The organism is Leifsonia sp. Y862, assembly GCF_057669585.1.
In genome coordinates this window covers 347,678-367,574 of record NZ_JBYHFR010000001.1, presented here as the reverse complement: position 1 = coordinate 367,574, position 19,897 = coordinate 347,678, and the positions used below count along the sequence as shown (strand labels likewise).

22 protein-coding genes and 1 pseudogene are annotated in these 19,897 nt (G+C 64.7%); 9 read left to right on the top strand and 14 right to left on the bottom strand.

All coding sequences use genetic code 11. The annotated features are described in order from the left end of the window. Window positions 1–41: 41 nt before the first annotated feature. Window positions 42–392 carry a metallopeptidase family protein gene (locus AC25Z0_RS01730; protein ID WP_488118539.1) on the bottom strand — a complete coding sequence of 117 codons (351 nt, stop codon included), beginning with the start codon at window positions 390–392 and terminating at the stop codon, window positions 42–44. Between the two features lie 104 nt (window positions 393–496). Between AC25Z0_RS01730 and AC25Z0_RS01725 the strand changes: the two genes are divergently transcribed. After that, a complete protein-coding gene (locus AC25Z0_RS01725; protein ID WP_488118538.1) occupies window positions 497–844 on the top strand; it encodes a LysR family transcriptional regulator in 348 nt (115 codons plus the stop codon). A gap of 136 nt (window positions 845–980) precedes the next feature. On the opposite strand, the gene AC25Z0_RS01720 is transcribed toward AC25Z0_RS01725, so the two are convergent. Beyond that, complete coding sequence (locus AC25Z0_RS01720) at window positions 981–2,699, bottom strand: ABC-F family ATP-binding cassette domain-containing protein (protein ID WP_488132104.1); 1,719 nt, start codon at window positions 2,697–2,699, stop codon at window positions 981–983. 246 nt (window positions 2,700–2,945) lie between these two features. On the opposite strand from AC25Z0_RS01720, the gene AC25Z0_RS01715 reads away from it, so the two are divergent. Next, on the top strand, window positions 2,946–4,679 hold the full coding sequence (locus tag AC25Z0_RS01715; protein ID WP_488132103.1) for an HNH endonuclease signature motif containing protein: 1,734 nt from the start codon (window positions 2,946–2,948) through the stop codon (window positions 4,677–4,679). Window positions 4,680–4,722: 43 nt separating this feature from the next. Here AC25Z0_RS01715 and AC25Z0_RS01710 read toward each other — a convergent pair whose 3' ends face one another. Beyond that, the gene (locus AC25Z0_RS01710; RefSeq protein ID WP_488119502.1) at window positions 4,723–5,169 is read right to left on the bottom strand and encodes a RidA family protein; all 447 of its coding nucleotides are present in this window, start codon (window positions 5,167–5,169) and stop codon (window positions 4,723–4,725) included. A gap of 198 nt (window positions 5,170–5,367) precedes the next feature. After that, window positions 5,368–5,850, bottom strand: a pseudogene (locus AC25Z0_RS01705) (DJ-1/PfpI family protein); the annotation flags it as partial. 133 nt (window positions 5,851–5,983) lie between these two features. Between AC25Z0_RS01705 and AC25Z0_RS01700 the strand changes: the two are divergent. Beyond that, entirely contained in the window at window positions 5,984–6,316 is a 333-nt protein-coding gene (locus AC25Z0_RS01700) for a metalloregulator ArsR/SmtB family transcription factor (protein WP_488132102.1), read from the top strand. Beyond that, window positions 6,313–7,083 carry a DUF2071 domain-containing protein gene (locus AC25Z0_RS01695; RefSeq protein WP_488132101.1) on the top strand — a complete coding sequence of 257 codons (771 nt, stop codon included), beginning with the start codon at window positions 6,313–6,315 and terminating at the stop codon, window positions 7,081–7,083. The genes AC25Z0_RS01700 and AC25Z0_RS01695 overlap by 4 nt, the downstream gene beginning before the upstream one ends. Here AC25Z0_RS01695 and AC25Z0_RS01690 read toward each other — a convergent pair. The 6 genes from AC25Z0_RS01690 to AC25Z0_RS01665 form a co-directional block, all read right to left on the bottom strand. Beyond that, window positions 7,032–7,589, bottom strand: coding sequence for a hypothetical protein (locus tag AC25Z0_RS01690; RefSeq protein WP_488132100.1), 558 nt, complete (start codon window positions 7,587–7,589; stop codon window positions 7,032–7,034). The two genes, AC25Z0_RS01695 and AC25Z0_RS01690, sit on opposite strands and share 52 nt — an antisense overlap. 86 nt (window positions 7,590–7,675) lie before the next feature. Then, on the bottom strand, window positions 7,676–8,182 hold the full coding sequence (locus AC25Z0_RS01685) for a GNAT family N-acetyltransferase (RefSeq protein WP_488132099.1): 507 nt from the start codon (window positions 8,180–8,182) through the stop codon (window positions 7,676–7,678). 69 nt (window positions 8,183–8,251) lie between these two features. Continuing rightward, entirely contained in the window at window positions 8,252–9,514 is a 1,263-nt protein-coding gene (locus tag AC25Z0_RS01680; RefSeq protein ID WP_488132098.1) for an MFS transporter, read from the bottom strand. 7 nt (window positions 9,515–9,521) lie between these two features. After that, window positions 9,522–10,118, bottom strand: coding sequence for a helix-turn-helix domain-containing protein (locus AC25Z0_RS01675; RefSeq protein ID WP_488132097.1), 597 nt, complete (start codon window positions 10,116–10,118; stop codon window positions 9,522–9,524). A 75-nt stretch (window positions 10,119–10,193) separates the two neighbouring features. After that, window positions 10,194–10,595 carry a VOC family protein gene (locus tag AC25Z0_RS01670; RefSeq protein ID WP_488118529.1) on the bottom strand — a complete coding sequence of 134 codons (402 nt, stop codon included), beginning with the start codon at window positions 10,593–10,595 and terminating at the stop codon, window positions 10,194–10,196. Window positions 10,596–10,605: 10 nt separating this feature from the next. Continuing rightward, on the bottom strand, window positions 10,606–11,094 hold the full coding sequence (locus AC25Z0_RS01665) for a helix-turn-helix transcriptional regulator (RefSeq protein WP_488118528.1): 489 nt from the start codon (window positions 11,092–11,094) through the stop codon (window positions 10,606–10,608). A 135-nt stretch (window positions 11,095–11,229) separates the two neighbouring features. Here AC25Z0_RS01665 and AC25Z0_RS01660 point away from each other — a divergent pair, with 135 nt between their 5' ends. The 4 genes from AC25Z0_RS01660 to AC25Z0_RS01645 all read left to right on the top strand — a co-directional run bounded on the left by AC25Z0_RS01660 (window position 11,230) and on the right by AC25Z0_RS01645 (window position 16,430). Further along, entirely contained in the window at window positions 11,230–12,921 is a 1,692-nt protein-coding gene (locus AC25Z0_RS01660) for an MFS transporter (RefSeq protein WP_488132096.1), read from the top strand. A gap of 3 nt (window positions 12,922–12,924) precedes the next feature. Beyond that, window positions 12,925–14,481: an SLC13 family permease gene (locus AC25Z0_RS01655; RefSeq protein ID WP_488132095.1), complete on the top strand. Its 1,557-nt coding sequence runs from the start codon at window positions 12,925–12,927 to the stop codon at window positions 14,479–14,481. A 79-nt stretch (window positions 14,482–14,560) separates the two neighbouring features. After that, window positions 14,561–14,875, top strand: coding sequence for an SHOCT domain-containing protein (locus AC25Z0_RS01650; protein WP_488118525.1), 315 nt, complete (start codon window positions 14,561–14,563; stop codon window positions 14,873–14,875). A 4-nt stretch (window positions 14,876–14,879) separates the two neighbouring features. Further along, complete coding sequence (locus tag AC25Z0_RS01645) at window positions 14,880–16,430, top strand: leucyl aminopeptidase (RefSeq protein WP_488132094.1); 1,551 nt, start codon at window positions 14,880–14,882, stop codon at window positions 16,428–16,430. A 77-nt stretch (window positions 16,431–16,507) separates the two neighbouring features. On the opposite strand, the gene AC25Z0_RS01640 is transcribed toward AC25Z0_RS01645, so the two are convergent. The 4 genes from AC25Z0_RS01640 to AC25Z0_RS01625 form a co-directional block, all read right to left on the bottom strand. Then, on the bottom strand, window positions 16,508–17,326 hold the full coding sequence (locus AC25Z0_RS01640) for a DUF1700 domain-containing protein (RefSeq protein WP_488132093.1): 819 nt from the start codon (window positions 17,324–17,326) through the stop codon (window positions 16,508–16,510). Continuing rightward, window positions 17,319–17,672, bottom strand: coding sequence for a PadR family transcriptional regulator (locus AC25Z0_RS01635; protein WP_488132092.1), 354 nt, complete (start codon window positions 17,670–17,672; stop codon window positions 17,319–17,321). The genes AC25Z0_RS01640 and AC25Z0_RS01635 overlap by 8 nt, the downstream gene beginning before the upstream one ends. Before the next feature lie 58 nt (window positions 17,673–17,730). Beyond that, complete coding sequence (locus AC25Z0_RS01630; protein WP_488132091.1) at window positions 17,731–18,417, bottom strand: hypothetical protein; 687 nt, start codon at window positions 18,415–18,417, stop codon at window positions 17,731–17,733. Window positions 18,418–18,480: 63 nt separating this feature from the next. Then, on the bottom strand, window positions 18,481–19,344 hold the full coding sequence (locus AC25Z0_RS01625) for a serine hydrolase (protein WP_488132090.1): 864 nt from the start codon (window positions 19,342–19,344) through the stop codon (window positions 18,481–18,483). A 107-nt stretch (window positions 19,345–19,451) separates the two neighbouring features. Between AC25Z0_RS01625 and AC25Z0_RS01620 the strand changes: the two genes are divergently transcribed. Continuing rightward, window positions 19,452–19,886, top strand: coding sequence for a hypothetical protein (locus AC25Z0_RS01620; RefSeq protein WP_488132089.1), 435 nt, complete (start codon window positions 19,452–19,454; stop codon window positions 19,884–19,886). Window positions 19,887–19,897: the final 11 nt, after the last annotated feature.

Below are 19,897 nucleotides of genomic sequence, written 5' to 3'. Positions count from 1 at the left end.
GTGAACTCCGCGAAACCCCATCTCACTCCTCACTGCGGCGGCTATGCCCAGCCGAGCTCGTGCAGCCGTGCGTCGTCGAGGCCGTAGTAGTGACCGATCTCGTGCACGAGGGTGATCCGCACGCGGGCACGCAGTTCGTCGAGAGTGTTGCAGTGCTCCTGCATGTTGTTCTTGTACAGGGTGATGCGGTCTGGCAGCTCGCCGAACCCGTACATGCCCCGTGTCGTCAGCGGATGCCCGACGTACAGTCCGAACAGGCGCGGCCGCTCCCCCGGCGGTTGATTGGCCACCACGATCCCCACGTTCTGGAGATCGCCCACCATGTCATCAGGCAGCGAGTCGAAGACATCACCAACCAGGTTCTCGAAGTCTTCATCCGATATCTCGACCATGGGGTCATCCTGCCACTGTGTTCTGTGGGGTGCAGCGGACGCGGTGCGGACGCGTAACCTAGAAGCGGGCCGCGAACTGCGCGGTTCGAACGAAAGGCTCCCTCGTGAACATCACCCTGCTGCGGCAATTCGTCGCCGTCGCCGAGGAGCTGCACTTTCCAAGAGCCGCAGACAGACTGAACATTCCGCTTGCCTCGCTGTACTCATCGATTGAGAAGCTCGAGACCGAGGTCGGGCATCCGCTCTTCACGCGTACGGCCGAGGGCACGAAGCTGACGAAGGTCGGCTCGCTCTTCCTCGCGGAGGCAAAGCAAGAGATCGCTTCGGCGCCGGAGCCGGTCAAGCCGCCGAAGGTCCCGGCAGGTGGCAAGGCCAAGGCGTCAAAGGGCAAGGGCCGCACCCCGGCGGTCAAGGGCCAGCCCAAGCCGTTCAAGAAGCGTCAGGGCCGCTAACCTCCCCTCCAAGCGCTCCCCTCCAAGCGGAGATTTTGCAACTCGCCGACTGAAAACGCCACGTTCACACGGCGTTTCGCAATTACTCCGCTTGAACGCACGGCGAATGGCAGCGGATGACGGCGGGTCAGGGCGCCTACAGCTCGGTGACCTGACCGGCCTCCACCCGCCAGTGCCGGTCTGTGTGCACGTTTTCGAGCATCCGTCTGTCGTGCGTCACGAGCAGCAGGGTGCCCTCGTAGGATTCGAGCGCCTGCTCCAGCTGTTCGATGGCGGCCAGGTCGAGGTGGTTGGTGGGCTCGTCGAGTACGAGCAGGTTGATGCCGCGGGCCTGCAACAGCGCGAGGCCGGCGCGGGTTCGCTCGCCCGGTGAGAGCTCATCGACCGGACGGTTGACGTGGTCGGCCTTCAGCCCGAACTTGGCCAGCAGCGTGCGCACCTCTCCGCTGGCCAGGTCTGGCACGAGTTCCTCAAAGCTCAGCGCGAGCGGACGCTCACCGGCGAGCAACGACCTGGCCTGGTCGATCTCACCGATGCGCACGCTGGTGCCGAGGCTCGCCGTGCCGCTGTCTGGCGCCTGCCGGTCGAGCAGGGCGCGCAGCAGCGTGGACTTTCCGGCGCCGTTCGGCCCTGTGATGCCGATGCGCTCTCCAGCGTTCACCTGCAGCGAGACGGGTCCGAGGGTGAAGTCGCCCTGCCGGAACTCCGCGTTGCTGAGCGTCGACACCACCGTGCTCGATCGCGGAGCTGCGCCGATGGTGAACTCGAGCTGCCATTCCTTGCGCGGCTCCTCCACCTCGTCGAGCCTGGCGATGCGGCTTTCCATCTGGCGCACCTTCTGCGCCTGCTTCTCGCTTGATTCAGCGGATGCCTTGCGCCTGATCTTGTCGTTGTCCGGCGCCTTCTTCATAGCGTTTCGCACACCCTGGCTCGACCATTCGCGCTGAGTGCGTGCACGACCGACCAGGTCTGCCTTCTTGTCGGCGAACTCGTCATACTTCTCACGCTTGTGGCGCCTGGCCGTCTCGCGCTCCTCGAGGTAGGCGTCGTAACCGCCGCCGAAGACCCGGTTGGCGCCCTGGGCGAGGTCGAGTTCGAGCACGCGGGTGACGCAGCGCGCCAGGAATTCGCGGTCGTGGCTGACCAGCACCACTCCGCCGCGAAGTCCCTGCACGAACGACTCCAGCCTGTCGAGGCCATCGAGGTCGAGGTCGTTGGTCGGCTCGTCGAGCAGCACGATGTCGAAGCGGGACAGCAGCAGCGCGGCCAAGCCCACTCGCGCCGCCTGTCCCCCAGACAATGAGGTCATCAGGGTGTCTTCTGAGACCCCGGCAGTGCTGGTTGCACCGCTTGCGATTGTTGCGCTGTCGGCTGTGCTCGCGTCCAGGCGCAGCCCGAGATCGGCGAGCACGATGGGGAGCCGTTCATCGAGGTCGGCCGCCCCGCTCGCGAGCCAGCGGTCGAGGGCGAGGGAATAGGCATCCGCTGTGTCAAGACCGTCTGGCCGTGGCGCCGGATTCGGGTCGCCGAGTGCGGCAGCAGCCTCGTCCATCTCGCGCGTCGCCTCTGCGCAGCCGGTGCGGCGGGCGATGTATCCCGCGATGGTCTCCCCCGCCACCCGCTCGTGCTCTTGGGGAAGCCAGCCGACGAAGGCATCCGCTGGTGAGAGTGTGACCGTGCCAGCTTGCGGCTGCTCGACACCCGCGAGGATCTTTAGCAGGGTCGACTTGCCGGCGCCATTGACGCCGACCACCCCAACCACGTCACCGGGGGCGACGGTGAGGTCGAGCGATTCGAACAGTGTGCGGTGGGCGTAGCCGCCGGCGAGGCCCTGGGCTACGAGTGTTGCGGTCATCCATCAAGGTTAGCGACGGCGTGAGGCGATGCGGCACCGCCTCAATCGCCCAGGCATAGTCGCGGGTGCGCATGATGCGAGAGAGACAGCAGCAAACAAGCAAGCCGCTGGTTGAGGAGACAGCGACAAAGGAGCCGTCGTCTCGAAACCGTCAAGCCGACGCCCTAAAAATCGACTGCGACGCGCATCCGTTGAGCCGGGTTCGCCCCCGGTAGGAATGTCAGTGGTCGGGTGTTGACTAGACCTATGAACCAGGCAACGTTCATCACCACCGAGACAGGGACCGAGCTCGACACCGACGTCGATCTTGGCCTCGATCTCTCACGGTTCACCCTCGCCGAACGTGCGTCGTTGCACTACTCCCACGGCACCCCGCTCGAGGGCATGACCGACGCCGAGGTGCTCACAGCCTTCGAGGCCGACGGATACGACGATCCGGAATTCCTGCACGACCATCTCTACCCGACGCTGCCGACGTCCGCCGAGGAGCTCCCGCCCGGCTACGCCGATCGCACCCAGCTTTACCTTGACGACGTCGCGCAGGACAACGCCGAAATCACGTTGCTCCTCGCGCGCCGCGCCCGACACGTGGAGATCGCCCGCGCCTGGTCGGAACTCTCCGACGATTTCGTCCTCAAAAACCCGAAGATGTCCGACGGGGAACGCAACAGCTGGATTGCCGCCGTGTTCACCTCGCTCGTTGCCGCGCAAGAGAACGAGTCGCAGATCTCCGCCGGGAAACTCATCTCCGAAAGCCAGACGCTCGTCAACGATCTGCCGGCCACGCTCGCCGCGCTGGAAAGCACCACCATCTCCTACAGGCATGCCGCGGTGATCATCAATCAGGTCGGCGCCCTGCCCGCCTCGGTCAGAGCAGCCTTCGAACTCGCCGTGCTGCCCCTGGCACCCCACATACCCGTGCACATATTCCGAAAGAAAGTCATCCAGGCCCGGGAACGCCTGCACCCGGAGTCCATCGTGACCCGCACCGTCGATGCCCGGTCCACGCGGCGCATCGTGTTCGAGCCCGACCTCGACGGCATGGCCTGGCTCCACGCCTACCTACCCACCCCGAAAGCGAAGGGCATCTTCGACCGTCTCACCGACCTGGCCGCCGCCGAACAAGGCGACGGTGAAACCCGCACCCTCACCCAACTCCGCGCCGATGTCGCCGCCGCCCTGCTACTCGAGGGCGTCGTGCTCGACGACATGGAAATCGTGCCGTGGGAGGAACGCTCGACGCGCACCGGCAAGTCCGCGGGCACCGGCAAGTCCACGCGCACCGGGAAGAAGGCCGGTGCCGCAGCACCGCTTCCCACCGGTCGCATGACGCTGCGGGCCAGGAAGGGCGCGCCGAACTGGGGTATCCGCCCCACCGTCATCGTCACCGTTTCCGCGATGACGCTCCTCGGCCACAGCGACGAACCCGGATTCCTGCAGGGCTACGGCCCCATAGACCCCGACACCGCCAGAGAACTCACCCTGCGGGCGCCGTCATTCCTCCGGGTACTCACCGACCCAGACACCGGCGAATACCTGTCGATGAATCAACACAAGTACAAGATCGGCAAAGACCTCCGCACCTGGCTGCAAATCCGCGACGGAACCTGCCGCAGCCCCGGCTGCGACAGACCCGCCACCCACACCGAGGCTGACCACACCAAAGAATGGCCAGCCGGACTCAGCACACCCCAAAACCTCGCCTGCCTCTGCAAACGCTGCCACCGGATGAAACACGCCACCACCTGGACCGTCACCCAAAACGCCGGCGGAATCCTCACCTGGCGATCCCCGACCGGCACACTGCACACCACCAGGCCCGACCACCGCGATGTGGGGATGACTCTGCCCATCGACGGCCGCCACGAGTCATCGTGGCAACCACCGCCATCGCAGCCACAACCGCCGCAGCCCCAACCATCCGCTGGAACCGTTTCCGTTATCCAACAGCCGGACGAGAACGACCCGCCACCGTTCTGACCCGCGCCGCATCAGCGTTCTCGACTAGCGCGAATGCTCCAGCTCAGTCCCTGACGACCGCGACACACTCAATCTCAACGAGCTGATCGTCGTAACCCAAAACCGTCACACCCAGCAGAGTGCTCGGCACGTCATGGTCGCCAAACGCCGCACGAACCACGTTCCAGGCGGTTCCCAGATCGGACTGATGAGAAGACGCGACAAGCACCCGGGTGCTGATGACATCGTCGATTCCGGCGCCCGCCGCATCCAGCGCAATAAGCATGTTCTCCACGGCCTTTCGTGCCTGCGCCGCATAGTCACCTACACCGGCGGTGCTGCCATCACTGCCCAGAGGACAAGCACCGGCAAGATAAACAATTCGCGCATCCGCGGGCGCGGTCGCCGCATACGCATACTCGGCCCGATCGGATAACAGCGCCGAGCGGATGAGGGTCACCACGCTGTCATCCGTTCTTTTCGGTGCAGCCGACGTCTCGCGCCCACTGATCTGGTTGAGGCGGGCCACCGCAGCTGCCACGCGCGGCATCCGCTTCTTGGCAACCGCTGCCCTGAAGGAGTCGACAACGGACGGGTCTGCGTCGTCAGGAGATCCGGCGTTGAAAGGGGGCGCAGGGTCATACTCCAGCGCGAGTTGAATGCGCCGTGCTTCCTCCTCGCCTGCGATGAGCCCGGCGAGCGTGAACGCAAAATCAATGCCGGATGTGACCCCAGCCCCGGTCATGAGGTTGCCGTCTACGACGACTCGTTCCCGCACCGGAATCGCGCCGAATTCGCTCAGCATCGGCAGCGATGCCCAATGACTCGTTGCCCGTTTGCCCGCCAGAAGCCCCGCCGCCGCAAGAGCAAACGAACCGGTACAAACCGAGGTAACCCACTGGGCACCTGCTGCCTGCCGCCGCAAGAAGTCGAGCACAACGGCATCGTCAAAGCACTCGAATGCGCCGTCTCCCCCCGGCACGAACAGCACATCGGCTTGAGGCGCATCATCAAATGTTGTGGTCGGCACGATGCTCCAGCCGCAGTCGGTCGCGACCGGGGCGAGATCGTGCCAGACGAGATGCACCTCGGCATTAGGGATGCGCGCCAACACCTGGGCAGGACCCGTCAGGTCGAGTTGGGTCACGTTCGGAAAGAGCAGACAGACAATTCGGAGTGGTGTGGCAACCATGGCCAGAGCCTAGCGGGGCCCCGCGGTAGGCACGACGATCTTGAGCCCCTTCGCTGCTGGCTCACCGACCTACCCCCGAAGCCCCATGACAATTGCCTCTTGCGCAATTTAGCACTAGTGCTAAATTACTAACATGCAGGACACCTCGACGGACGTATTCACCGCACTGGCCCACCCCACTCGGCGGCAGATCCTGCAGGATCTGAAGGACGGCGAGATGGCCGCTGGCGAGATTGCGGCTCGCTTTCCCAGTTCTGGTCCCACCATCTCCCGACACCTCGGCGTGCTCAGGGCGGCCGGCCTGGTGACAGAGCGTCGCGACTCGAACCGTATCCTGTACTCCCTCGTCGGCGACCGGCTTGCCCTGTCGGTCGGCGACTTCCTCTCCACTGTCTGCCCGGAACAAATAGTGCTGCGCGGCATCCGTAAGAACGCACCCCAGACAGAGAGCGAGTCCCCCGCATGAGAGTTCCCACGCCCCAACTTGCCGCCACGATCGAGCGTCGGTTGCTCATCAACTATCGCGTCGATCCGGACGTCGCCCAGTCGCTCCTGCCCGATTCCCTTCGTCCGCAACTCGTCGACGGAAGCGCTGTTGCGGGAATCTGCCTGATCCGACTAGGTGCCGTACGCCCAACATGGGTCCGCCCCGAAATCGGGTGGAGCGCCGAGAACGCGGCGCATCGCATCGCCGTCGAATGGGACGACGAATCCGGCACTCACGCCGGCGTCTACATCCCAGAGCGCCACAGCGCATCCTGGCTGCCTGTTGCCGCCGGCGGCCGACTCTTTCCCGGCGTGCACAGGCACGCGCGGTTCACCGGCTCCGAAACAGACAACCGAGTGCAGGTCGCCATGACCGCCGCCCAGACGAGCGTCCTGGCCGATGTTGAGATCACCGACAGGTGGTCAAGTTCACTCTTCGACACCCTGGCGGATGCCTCAGCCTTCTTCCAGAATGGCGCCGTCGGTTGGTCTCCGTCCCGCGACGGGCGCACGCTCGAGGGGCTTCAACTGGCGACGACACAGTGGCGCGTGGAGGCCGGCCGCCCCGTCACCGTCGATTCCACGTTCTTCTCCGCATTGCCTGCTGGGTCAGCAGCACTCGACAGCGTTCTGGTGATGCGGAACGTGCCTGTCGAGTGGCGGGCCCCAGAGGCTGCGTCAGCAGCGGCTCCCGCTCAGGCGCCGCCGGGCGGGTCGAGCAGGAAGCTCACGCGTTCGGAGAGATAGCTGTCAAAGTCGATGGCCGTCGAGTCGTCTGCCGCGCTGTTCCAGCGCACCAGTGCGCGGCCGTCCGCGAGAAACAGCGGGCCCGTCGAGGAACGAAGGTGGTCGGCATCCACAACGATCTCTGCGGTGTCGAAGTTGACCGTCTCTCCCTTCCTGAACGGTCCCCTCATCGCGGCCGCGCGATAGCCGCGACGCTCCTCGGCCGAGTTCGACTGGTAGCCGGCCCGGCCCGGCTCCACCGCCCTGGTCGTTGCGCCCGTTGCAAACAGGGTGCCGTCATGCCCAAGCAGAAAGACACCAAGGCGCCAGACACGACCTTTCGGCACCAGCGCCGCAGCCTTGGTGAACAACAACACCTTGCGCGGAGCGACAAAGGTGGCATGCCATTCATCGCGCGCGCCGGCACGGGTCAGCGCGTCGACGGCACGGTCCAGTCTCTGGCGGATGCCTGCTGCCAACTGCTCGTCACGTGCACCCTCGTCAGGGCGGGAGTCGCTGTGATTCATGCGATGCCGTTCATATGCCATGCCATTCAGGTACCGTGCCGTTCACGTGCCGTGCCGTGCAAGTGCCGTGCCGCTCAGGCGCAGCGCTAGAGCGGCTTGATCATTTCCAGCTCGCTCTGCGTGGCATCCAGCACGTACGGAATCACCGCTCCGGTCGCTACGAAGCCCCTGTGCTCATACGCGGTACGGGCCCGTACATTGTCTTCGTGCACATGCAGGGTCAGCCGATCGCTTTCCGTTCGCGCCCAGTCCTCGATGCCGGTGAGGAGAGCATCCGTCACGCCGGCGTGCCGCCCGCGAAACTCGGGAGTGACGTAGACGCCGACTAGCATCGGGCCCGTCACCGCCGTTGAGTAGCCGCCCATAGCGCCGATCCAGCGCCCGGATTCGTCGATGGCCGCGAGCGCGGTGCCGCGGCCATCTGTTCCCCGACGACCTCGCATCCGCCACTCTGCCTCATCGTGACCAAGCGCATCGGCCAGCGTTTCGGCATAAGCGTGCGGCGTGTCAGCGATCATCTCAAGCCGAAGCGCCCTGACGTTCTGCCAGTCGTCTTCGGTCGTCGCTCGAATTTCGAAGTGTGAGGTCCCCATCGCTCGACTCTAGTGGTATGCAATTCATGCCAGGCGGGTCAAAGAGTCAGACGTCAGACGGGCAGATGTTCAGGAGGCGCGCGTCTCCCGCTCCTGTCGCAGGGCGGGAAGGTAGAGAGCGGCGCCGATGATGCTGAACGCGCCGGCAACGATGACGGCGATACCGGCAGTTGTCGCGTCGACCAGCCCGGTCAAGGCGAGCAATCCGAGACTGTACGCGCCTCCGCCCACCATGGAGTTGATCGAGAGAACGGTGCCTCGATTAGCGGATGTCGCCTGCCGATGCAGCAACGTGTTGTGCATCGGGCCCGCTGCGCCATGCGCCACGTACGCGAGCCAGTAGCCGGCGACCAGGCCGACCACCCCACCGGCGATTCCCATCGCGACCACGAACAGCCCGTTGAAGATTCGGGCCAGGATCGCCGCCCACGCCACACCGATTGTCCGACTGGCGATGCCGGCGAGCACAGACCCGGCCGCAAAGAGTCCCCACGCAACAGCCGAGACCGGCCCAAAAATCACGCCAGCCGACTGCTCGCTCCCCAGAACATCTGCCAGCTCCACCGGCGCCAGCGTCTCGAACGCAACCATCGCGACGCTCCAGAACACTTCAACGAGCACGAGACAGCGCAGTACGGGCGAGTCCCGCACCAGCTTCACCCCAGCCCGGACGACGCCAGGAACATCACGGAGCGCGCCAAGCCCGACGCCGCCGGTCCGCCCCGCAGCACGCATGCGCCGCGGCTCCTTCACGAGCACAGCGAGCAGAACCGTATGAACGACGAACAGCGCGGTGGCCACGATGAACGGCAGCGCGAGGGCCGACATCCCCTGAAACGGATGCCACGCCACCAGACCGCCACCCATAACGGCGCCGACCGAGATCCCGACACCGAGCAGCGCCGTAGCTCGACTCAGCCCGCGGCTGATCGGCGCAGCCGCATCCACGGCTTCGGCGACATCGACGAACCAGGCCTCGAGGCTGCCGGAGTCCAGCGCACGAAAGACGCCCTGCAGAACGATTGCCACAGCGAACACCCAGAACGAGTCAGCGGCGAGGAACAATGCCGTGGACAGCACCGCCAGGACCCCGGATGCGATGAGCACCGGCCGCCGGCCCCTCGCATCGCCCAGTCCGCCGGTCGGCAGCTCAAGTCCGAGCACAACGAATCCCTGCACAGACAGCAGTAACCCGACCTGCACCAGGGTCAACCCTCGCTCCAACGGCAACAGCACGGTCAGCCCGAAAACCATCCCGACCGGAAGCCAGCGCGTCAGCGTCAGGAGCAGCAATCGATGCTCGGCTTCCCTGACGGACAGTTGCGTCGTCACCGCCGACTCACTCGCCTGGCTGCGGCGGTTGGTCAGGCTCGGCGGGACTCAGGTGAGTCACAACGAGCAGCCGCTTCGCGCGCGGGTCATCGTTGCCGGCGCCTCGGTAGCGGTTCAGGACGGCATCGAGGTCAGCCGCCAGAGACTTCGCCTGCTCAGGGGTGACCACCACGAGGCTGTCGCTCAGCCCAACGTGGTCCACCCACTCCGCCGGCCACTCGCTCTCGACATCGAGCCAGTGCTCTGCACGCGCCGCGAACTGCCGCACGTAGTCACGTCGCAGCCACCCGAGAGCCGTTTGCGCGTCCTCATCGCCAGCAAAGTCAGAGGTCGTCCAGGAGTGGTAGTCCGTCGCCGCACGCCATTCGCGTCGCTTGCCGACGCCCTCTCCCGTATCAGCCACGAGTCCGACGGATTCCAGCGAGCGAAGGTGGTAGCTCGTCGCCCCGGTGTTCGTGCTGAGGGCTGCGGCAAGCATGGTCGCCGTTGCCGGACCATGCAGGCGCAGCTCGCTCAAGATCCTCGACCGCAGCGGATGCGCGAGAACACGCACCGCTCGCTCGTCGAGTCGCATCCCTACATAGGCCTGATCGTCATCCGTCACGGCACCATAGTGTCAGGCGCCGCGACTATGCACAATATCTATGCACAAGAAATATGCACGAAGCTTGACGGTCGGTTATGCCTGCAGGATCCGAACCATATTCCCCGACGGATCGCGGAACGCAGAGTCCCGTGGACCCCACGGCTGATCGATGGGTTCCTGCAGCACCTCTGCGCCACTTGAGCGGATGCGCTCGAACGTAGCGTCGAGATCATCGGTGCGGAACACGATGTTCGGCAGCGATCCCTTGGTCAGGAGTTCCTGCAGGGCATCGCCGTCGGCCTGCGACCGACCGGCGTGCGGTTCGGAGAGCACGATCTCCACACCCGGCTGGGTTGGGCTGCCGAGCGTGACCCATCGAAACCCACCAGACGCAACGTCGTTCCGAACCTCGAGCCCGAGAGCGTCGCGATAGAACGGCAGCGATTCGTCTGTGTCATTGACGGTGATGTGTGAGTACTGGAGTGCGATTGTCATAGCACCAACGCTAGGCAGCCGCGGTCCCTGTGGCTTCTCGAATCCTGCTCGATTCGCCGACCGGTGCCGACTCTGCTGCCGGTGCCGACTCTGCTGGCCGTGCCGCCCTCGCCGGCCTCGTGTGCGTCTTCGCAACACAGGCGGGCATCGCTTCCACTGCGCTGTGCTCACGCAGGCTGTACGCGCTCGGCGACTCCCCCACGAGCTCGGAGAACCGTGAGCTGAACGAACCGAGGGATGTGCTGCCGACCGCCATGCAGGCATCCGTCACACTCATTCCCGCCCGAAGCAGCTGCATGGCCCGCTCGATCCGACGCGTCATGAGGTAGCTGTACGGCGTTTCGCCGTAGGCGGCCTTGAACTGCCGCGAGAAATGCGCTGGCGACATGAGCGCGCGCCTGGCCATGGTCGGCACGTCGAGCGGACGCGCATACTCACGATCGATCAGGTCTCGCGCCCGGCGCAACTGCACCAGATTCGCCAGCTTCTCAGGCGTCATAATTCGAGGCTACACCGGAGGAATTTTCATGTCTCGTAGACACTTTGCAAAACACTTCGTTAATGGTTTCAGAAGTTGAGGCCCGCTCCCGTAACCTGACTCCTAATCGCAGCACAACGACCGGGGAGCAGAACGATGTCACAGAGCGTTTCAAAGGATGCAGCAACGAAAGTGGCCAACGCATCCTGGCTTCCCTTGATTGTCGTCGTCCTCACGCAGATCCAGGCATCCTTCGCGGTGAACGCGTTGACGGTCTCGATGGAGGGCATCACCACCGACCTCAACACCCCGGCGACCAGCGTTGGCACGGCCATCACCGCCGGCACATTCGCCATGGCCGCGTTCATCCTGCTCGGCGCGAAGGTCGGCGCAAAGTTCGGCTCCCGTCGGGTCTTCCAGATCGCCGTTGCCGTGCATGGCCTGGCCATGGCCGGTGTCGCGCTCAGCGTCAGCCCCGCGATGCTCTTCATCGCCCAGGCAGCATCCGGAGCGGTGATCGCCCTGATCGCCCCTGCGCTCGTGGTGTTCATCGCCGCCAACTTCAAGGGCGAACAGCAGGCGAAGTCCATCGGCTTCCTCGCCGCCGCTATTCCCGCCGCCGGCGTGCTCGCCCTGCTCATTGCAGGCACCTTCGCCTCAACGATCGGCTGGCGCTACTCCTTCGCACTCATCGTCGTGCTCGCCATTGTGAACCTCGCGCTGAGCTTCAAGCTCAAGGTGGTTCCACCGCAGTCCGACGTCGTGATCGACTGGGTGGGAGCCTTGCTTGCTGCCGGCTCGATCATCCTGCTCAGCTTCGGCTTCAGCGGACTCAACTCGTGGGGCGTCGTACTCGCAACACCGAACGCGCCGTTCGAGATCCTCGGCCTCTCCCCCGCCCCCGTTCTCATCGTGCTGGGCATCATCGGCGGCCAGGCCTTCTTCGTCTGGCTGCGAAAGCGCAAGGCGCAGGGCAAGCCGCAGATCTTCGATCTCGCCGTGCTCAAGTCAGGCTCAGAGAAGGCCACGACGTTCGCCATGGCCGCGATGCTCTTCGTCGGAACGGCGGCGAACTTCCTGATCCCGCTCTACATCCAGATCGTTCAGGGCCGCACGAGCTTCGAAACGTCAATCGCCGTCATCCCGTACACCCTCTCGATCTTCGTGGCGAGTTCCGTCGTGGCCAACCTGTACAAGCGATTCCCCCCGCGGCAGATTGCGCGCGTCGGCTTCGTGATTGTTGCCTTCGGCCTCGTCATTCTGGCGTTCACCATTCGCAACGAGTGGGAGCAGATCTTCGTCATTGCCGGACTGATCATCCTCGGCCTCGGTCAGGGCGCCATCGTCGCACTGGTGTTCAACACCCTGCTCTCCGCCGCTCCGAAAAAGCTGGCCGGCGACGTCGGCGCCTGGCGCGGTCTCGTGCACAACATTTCGGGCAGCATCGGAATCGCAGTCGCCAGCGTCTTCGCGGTAAGTCTCCTGGGCTCCATCATTGCCACAGAGGCCGACGCCCACCCCGAGATTCCAGCCTCCCTCATCGAACAGGTCCCGCTTGACAACGCCAACTTCGTGACCAATGACCATCTGAAGGATGTGCTGTCGCAGACGGATGCCACCGCAGCCCAGGTGGATGCCGCCGTCGCGATCAACGAAGACGCGCGCTTGCGAGCACTGAACGTCTCGCTCCTCGCCCTCGCCGGAGTTGCCCTACTCGCCATCATCCCCGCCGGACGCATGCCGAACTACCGTCCGGGCGACATCCCTGTTGAGCTGTCCTCTGGCAAGCCAGACGACGATGAAGCGGATGCCGACAGGGAAGACACGGAGCCGGAAAAGGTTCTGTAGCCCATGAACCCCATCGTCGTCACACTGGTCATCCTGGCGCTGGCCATCGCTGCCTTTGTCTGGAACAAGATCCCGGTGGGCATTGTCGCTATCGGCGTTGCGCTCGCGCTGTACGCGACGGGAATCCTGACGTTCCAACAGACCCTTGCCGGTTTTGGCGACCCTGTCATCGTCTTCATTGCGGCCCTGTTCGTGGTCAGCGAAGGCCTCGATGCCACGGGTGTCACCACGTGGGCCGGCCAGAAGCTGGTGGCAGGAGCCGGCGACAACAAGCGCCGACTGGTCACCCTGGTCATGATGCTGGTGGCCGTTGTGACGGCGCTTATCAGCGTGAATGGCGCTGTGGCCGCGCTCGTGCCGATGGTCGTTGTGCTCGCCATCCGCATCAAGCAACCGCCGTCGCAAATGCTGATGCCCCTCGCCTTCGGGGCCCATGCAGGGTCGTTGCTGGTTCTCACCGGCACCCCGGTGAACGTGCTGATCTCCGAACTCGCAGCTGACGCCACCGGACGGCCGATTGGGTTCTTCGCTTTCGGACTCGTCGGCATTCCCCTGGTGATCGGCACCATCCTGATCACGGTGTTCCTCGGCCCACGCCTGTTGCCGAAGCGGAACGCCAAGGTCGCGCCCCGCGACCTGAGCGCGCACGCCGACACGCTCGCCCAGCAGTATTCGCTGTTCGATGATGGCACTCTCCTCAGCAAGGAGAAGGGTGTCACAGAGGTCGTGGTGCCGCCACGTTCGTCATTCATCGGCGAGAACGTGTTCACCGGCATGGTGACCGACAGCGGCGACCTCGTGGTCATCGCCATCCAGCGTTCTGGAGAAGACCTCACCGAAACGGTTCTCGCCGAGGGTGACGTCATGCTCCTCCGTGGCACCTGGGAGGCGCTCGATGCGCGAACCATCGACCCGAACGTGGTCGTCGTCGACGCTCCGCAGAGCATACGGCGCCAGGCCGTGCCGATGGGCCCGCGGGCAAAATCTGCAATCGGCGTGCTGGCCGGCATGGTCATCCTGCTGGCGACCGGCGTCGTTCCGCCGGCCATCGCGGCCCTCCTGGCCGCGTGCGCGATGGTGCTGTTGCGCGTGCTGTCCGTGAATCAGGCGCACCGCTCCATCTCCTGGACCACCCTCATCCTGGTCGGCGGCATGATCCCGCTGTCAACGGCCATCCAGGTCAGCGGAACGGCTGATCTGATCGCCAACGGCCTGGTCTCGTTCGTGGGCAACTCCAGTCCGTACCTGCTCGTGTTCGGTATCGCGGTGGTCACCGTGATCCTCGGCCAGCTCATCAGCAACATGGCCACCGCGCTCATCGTCGCGCCGATCGCCATCGCCATCGCGACGGAGACCGGCATCTCGCCCCTCCCGCTGCTGATGGCGGTCACCGTCGCCGCGGCCGCCTCATTCCTCACGCCGGTCGCCACGCCAGCCAACACGATGGTGATGGGCCCAGGCGGCTACGCGTTCGGCGACTACTGGAAGCTCGGTCTTCCCCTCGTTGTGCTCTTCCTGGCCGTCGCGACATTCGTCGTCCCCATTTTCTGGTCGTTCTAGGAACGACCCGCCACTTCATACCCGTACAGAACTCAGGCTCAGCCCACAGGCTCAGCACCCACCACAGAAGGAGAACAACATGGCTTTCGGACGACGAACCCGCAGCCTCGCGAGGACCGCGGCGCGCACCGCGGTAATCACGGGAACCGCAGCGGCAACGGCCAACGCCGTACACGGACGCGCGGCCCAGAATCAGGCCGTAGCCCAGCCTGTCGCAGTAGCTCCTGTGGCGCTTGTCGCAGCAGCTCCTGTAGCTCCTGTCGCAGTAGCGCCTGCAGCGCCGCAGACCACGGAAGAGCTGATCGCCAAGCTTGAGCGACTGGCCGCACTCCACACATCCGGTGCCCTTACCGACGCCGAGTTCGCGTTGCTCAAGGCACAGGCGATTGCGTAGCACCATGACAGACAACAGCTACAAACTCATCCCCGCGTCCTTCACCGCAATCCCGTCGCAGTCGCCGGACCTTTCGGTCGGTATCCAGGTCGTCAGCGAACTCTCCGACGCCCTTGACGCCTTCGGATTCGTCGTCGGCCAGGATGGCGACCTGCCAGAGAGCCTGAACGTCGACCGGGCGGCACTCAGCCGCGCCGGGTTTGACGCAGAACCCGGCCAGACACTCCTGCTCCCGCAGCCGTCAGGGCCGGCTTTCTTCGTCGTCGGCGCCGGCCCTGTGGCCAAGCAGACGCCGGCCGGCCTGCGTGACGTTGCCGCCGCGTTCGCTCGCGCCGCGCACCGCTACACGCAGATCGGCATCACCCTCGGCGATACCTTCGCGTTGCCGGCAGAAGACCTCGGCCAGCTGATCACGGAGGGCGTTCTGCTCGCCAGGTACCGCTACGTCGAATTGCAGAAGACGTCGAAGCACGTTCCACTCGCCGCTCTCGACATCCTGGTTGCCCCTGAACTGGTTGCCTCGGTCACCGAGGGCGTCGAGGCCGGCGAGATCCTCGCCCGCGCGGCCAACCTCGCCCGAGACCTGGCCAACACCCCGCCAGGGCACCTCACGGCAACCGACCTGGGCAATGTCTCCCTGCAGTTGGGCGACCAGTACGGTTTCGGCGTCGAGGTCTTCGACAAAGCCCAGATCATTGACATGGGCTGTGGCGGACTGCTCGGCGTCAACGCCGGATCTGTCGAAGAACCCCGCATCATCAAGCTGACGTACACCCCGACACCAGCCGGCAGCGGCGCGGCATCCGCTCCCCACCTCTTCTTGGTGGGCAAGGGCATCATGTACGACTCCGGCGGAATCTCGCTGAAGCCCTCTGACCCCATGCACCTGGCCATGAAGATGGATATGGCCGGTGCCGCAGCGGTGCTCGGCAGCATGACGGCCCTCGCGCAGCTGGGGTGCGAGACCGCCGTGTCCGCCTACCTGATGTGCACGGACAACATGCCGTCGGGCTCGGCGATGAAGCTCGGCGATGTGCTCACCATTCGTGGCGGCACCACCGTCGAGGTCAAGAACACGGATGCCGAGGGTCGCCTCGTCATGGCGGATGCGCTGGTCATGGCCGTTGAGGAATCACCGGACGCCATCGTCGACATCGCCACCCTCACGGGAGCGGCCATGATGGCGCTCGGCACGCACACCGCTGCCGTGCTCGGCAACAACCAGGCCTTGGTTGATCAGGCGACGGCTGCGTCACGCAACACCGACGAGTCGATCTGGCAGCTGCCGCTTGAGCACCGCTACCGTCCGCAGCTGAAGTCAGATATCGCCGACATCGCGAACATGGCGGGCAAGTATGCGGGGGCGACGACGGCCGCATTGTTCCTGAACGACTTCGTGGGCGACATCCCGTGGGTGCACCTCGACATCGCGGGCACCATGCAAGCGGATGCCGACGACTCCTGGCGCACCCAGGGTGCGACGGGGTTCGGCACACGCCTGCTCGTCGACCTGGCGCTGAACTTCACGCCGGACACGCTGGCGGCGTCGAGCTAGTCACGCACCTGCACGGATTGAAGTGGCGCCCGAGACTCACGCCTCGGGCGCCCCTTCTGCGTCTGGCGTGGAGTCGATCACGACGTTGCGTTGTAGATCCCCGCTTGATTGCAGATTCCAATGTAATCGCGCCTCATCGCACTGAAATTGTCAAATTCGGTTGGCGCGAACACGTTGTGACGCCATCCACCGTCGGGTGACAAATTGAGAGCGAAGTCTGTGGTGAGCCAGTCTTCGATTGCGGCTGCGGCGACAGCGACAGCCTGCCCGTCGTCAGCCTGGTGCGCCGCGAGCATTTCCCCCTCCCAGGCGCAGAGCCAGGTGAATTGGGCGATCACCGCGCCACCTCCAGCCTGCATGAGGCCTCCCTCGCTCGTGGCCCCCGCGTCCAGTCCCACGGGAATACCCGTTGGCCATTCGGCGCCGGCCGGGAGCTCGGGCAGGGTTTTGATCGTTAGCGTGTATTCGCCGAACGCCCGTCCTTTCGATGTTCGCTCCGGCCCTTTCGGTATAGCCACGACGCTCGAGCCGTAATGCGGCCCAGCGTTCGATGCTCGGCTCGGGCTGCCAGTGAGTGCGAAAATCCCCGTCGCGAGTGCGCCGATGACGATGAGGGCAAGCGCCGCGACACCCACGCGCGCAGTTCGGTGCGTCCTCGTCGTGCCGTCTATTGGCTGATGCGCCTCGAGTTCCTGCTCGATGATCTCTTCCGGCGACCCGAACTCCAGGATCGCGAGGGTGGCATCCGCCTCACTTGAATTCGGCGTGAGGGCGTCAAGGAGGTGCTGCTCAATCTCCGCGCGAAGGGCGCGGCGGCGCGGGAGGGGCAGGACGCCGGCCAGAGCGTCGAAATGGGCCAGATACTCCTGAACGTGGGTCAAACGGATGTCACTCATGAACCGCGGCCCGTTCATATGTGCCATCGAGAAGTGCGTCGACAGCACCGGAGAACTGTGCCCACTCGTCGCGGAAGGTCGCCAGCTCAGCGGTGCCTGCTGCCGTGATCTCGTAGTAGCGACGACGACGTTCGGCGTCACTTACTTCCCAGTGGCTGTCCACAAGCCCAGCCTCAAAAAGCCTGTTCAGCAGCGGGTACAGAGTGCCCTGGCTGGAGAGCAGCTGGCCAGCAGCATCCAGTTCGCGCACGATTTCGAGGCCATATCGCGGGCCGGCACTCAGCAGTGCCAGAATGCACGGGCCGACGACGCCCCGACGGAGTTGCGCGGCAGCGGAAGTATCCATGCGTCACAAGTTATCTTGCGCCGCAAGGTATGTAAAGACCCTCAGCGAATGTGCACTTTCACGCACCCCAGTTGGAACTCGGAGCGATGATTCGATTCACGGCACCGTCGGCGTCATCGTCAACGATCCCGACAGAAATGGCTGGTGTGCTGGCATCGGAGAACGGCGGAAGCTCGGTCCAATCGACCTGGAGGAAGTTGGCCGACGGGAGCGCGTGGTCAGGATCCACCGCCGTCGCTTCAGCGAATGAGTCGCCAATCTCGATGCCACCAACAGCAGCCAGGCTCACATCCCCGACGGTCTTGCCCTCAACAAAAACTTGAAACTCTGGGTAGTACGGGGCTTGTATCGTCAGGTCGAGATCCTTGAGCATGAACCCCTCCCATTCGTATGTCGTTCCCCACCAGTTGTCGCCGTGACCCTCATACCGCTCAACGATCGGCTCGCTACCGAATGCATCCGACAGAACGGCCACGACACCTGCAGTGGGGTCGAAGTAGCTGTTTTCGCTCAACACAGCGCCGGAGTCGTCCAATATCTGGATCGACGTCGCCGAGATCACGATCGATGCGGAAACCGCCGGCTCCGCACTCGGCGTCGGGGTCTGCTCGGTCGCAGCGGGTGGCGTTGAGCTGTGAGTAGGCGTCGGTGTGGCACCGTTGTCAGGCACCGCGGAGCATCCGGACAGCGCCAGGAGGCAGGCGGCGACGACCCCGATCTCGAGATTGCGCATTCGAGTGAGCATGGACTCAGGCTAGCTGTGGCGTGGATCGCTTGTGATCACGACGCGCGCAGCATACGAACGGGGTCAGCCGCGTTCCAGTTCCGTTCGCACCCAGGTTCCGATCGCGGCCATCCGCTCCAGAACGGCATCGCGGGGATCGTCGCCTGCTTCAGCGTCGCCCCAGTTCGCGAGCACAGCCCACGCGAGCGTGCGACCGGTCGCCCCAGCTGCCACCCCGACGTCGATTCTCGCCGTGCTGATGGTGCCGGTCTTGTTCCACAGACGGATGCCACGGTCGACCTCGGCGTGCGCCAGCGGGTCAAGCGCAAATGCAGCGGCCACCATCGAGAGGTCGGTGTTGAGAGCGAGCCAGTCGAGTACTCGCCGGGAGACCACTGACGAGACAATGTCGCCGGCGTGCAGGCGTGCCATCAGCTGTACGAGCTCTCCGGCGTTGCCTTCCGACAGGGTCGGCGGGTGTTCAGGCAGGCGTTCATCTCGTATGCGGTCGAGCAGCGCAGAACCGACGAAGCCGAGGGACTCAGAGGTCTCCCTGACCCGGTCAAGTCCGATGCGCCGAAGGAGGACGTTGGTGGCGAGGTTGTCGCTCACCGCTCCAATGAGGGCACAGGCATCCCTGATGCTCAGCGTGTCTGCAGACAGCACGTGCCAGATCCCGGAGTCAGCCACCATTTCCGACGCCGTGCGGGTGACGGGCTCGTCAAGATCAAGCTCACCGAGCGCGGCCTGCCGCGCGATCTCTACCAGCAAGAACAGTTTGCCGACGCTCGCGGTCTTCAGCGTCACCGTCGGGGCGTGCGCCCACAGCGTCTCCCCCGTGTCGGCGTCAACAATCGCGGCCGACCACCGAACAGCGGTGATCGGTGCGTTCCCGAGAGTCCGTTCGAGCGGATGTTCGGCGCGGGTGTCTGTCGCTGAAGCGTTCATGGTCCTCCGGGGCGTATCGTCGACGTACTCGGCGAGGTTAGCACCGGCGGTCGGCCGCGTCGGCCTGTCGGCCTGCCGACACCGGATGGCACTAGAACGGATGCTCCGTGAACGATCCAGATATCGACGCAATGCTTGCCAGCGATGTCTGGCAGATTCGCGCCCAGGCCGCGCTGCGCGGGGACCTGACGCTCGCGCAGATCGAGCAGCTCCTCGATGACCCCAATGACGATGTACGAACGATGACCGCAGACCTCCACCGCGACATTCCAACGGAAGTCATTCAGTCGGCCATCACACGTCATCCGGGTGATGCTGCGAACTTTGCGTACAACGCAACCGCTCCGGGAATTGCTCTCGGCCACAAGCTTGTCGGCATTGCGACGAGCGGCGACGTGGCGCGCTACCTCTCGTACCAGAACGCGACTCCGCCCAACATCGTCCGATTCGTCGCCGCCTCCGACGACGGCAGAACGGAGCTGACTACCCTGAATCAGCTCTGGGCGCGTCTTTTCAACACGCAGCCAACAGCAGATGGGTAAGGAGCACTCGC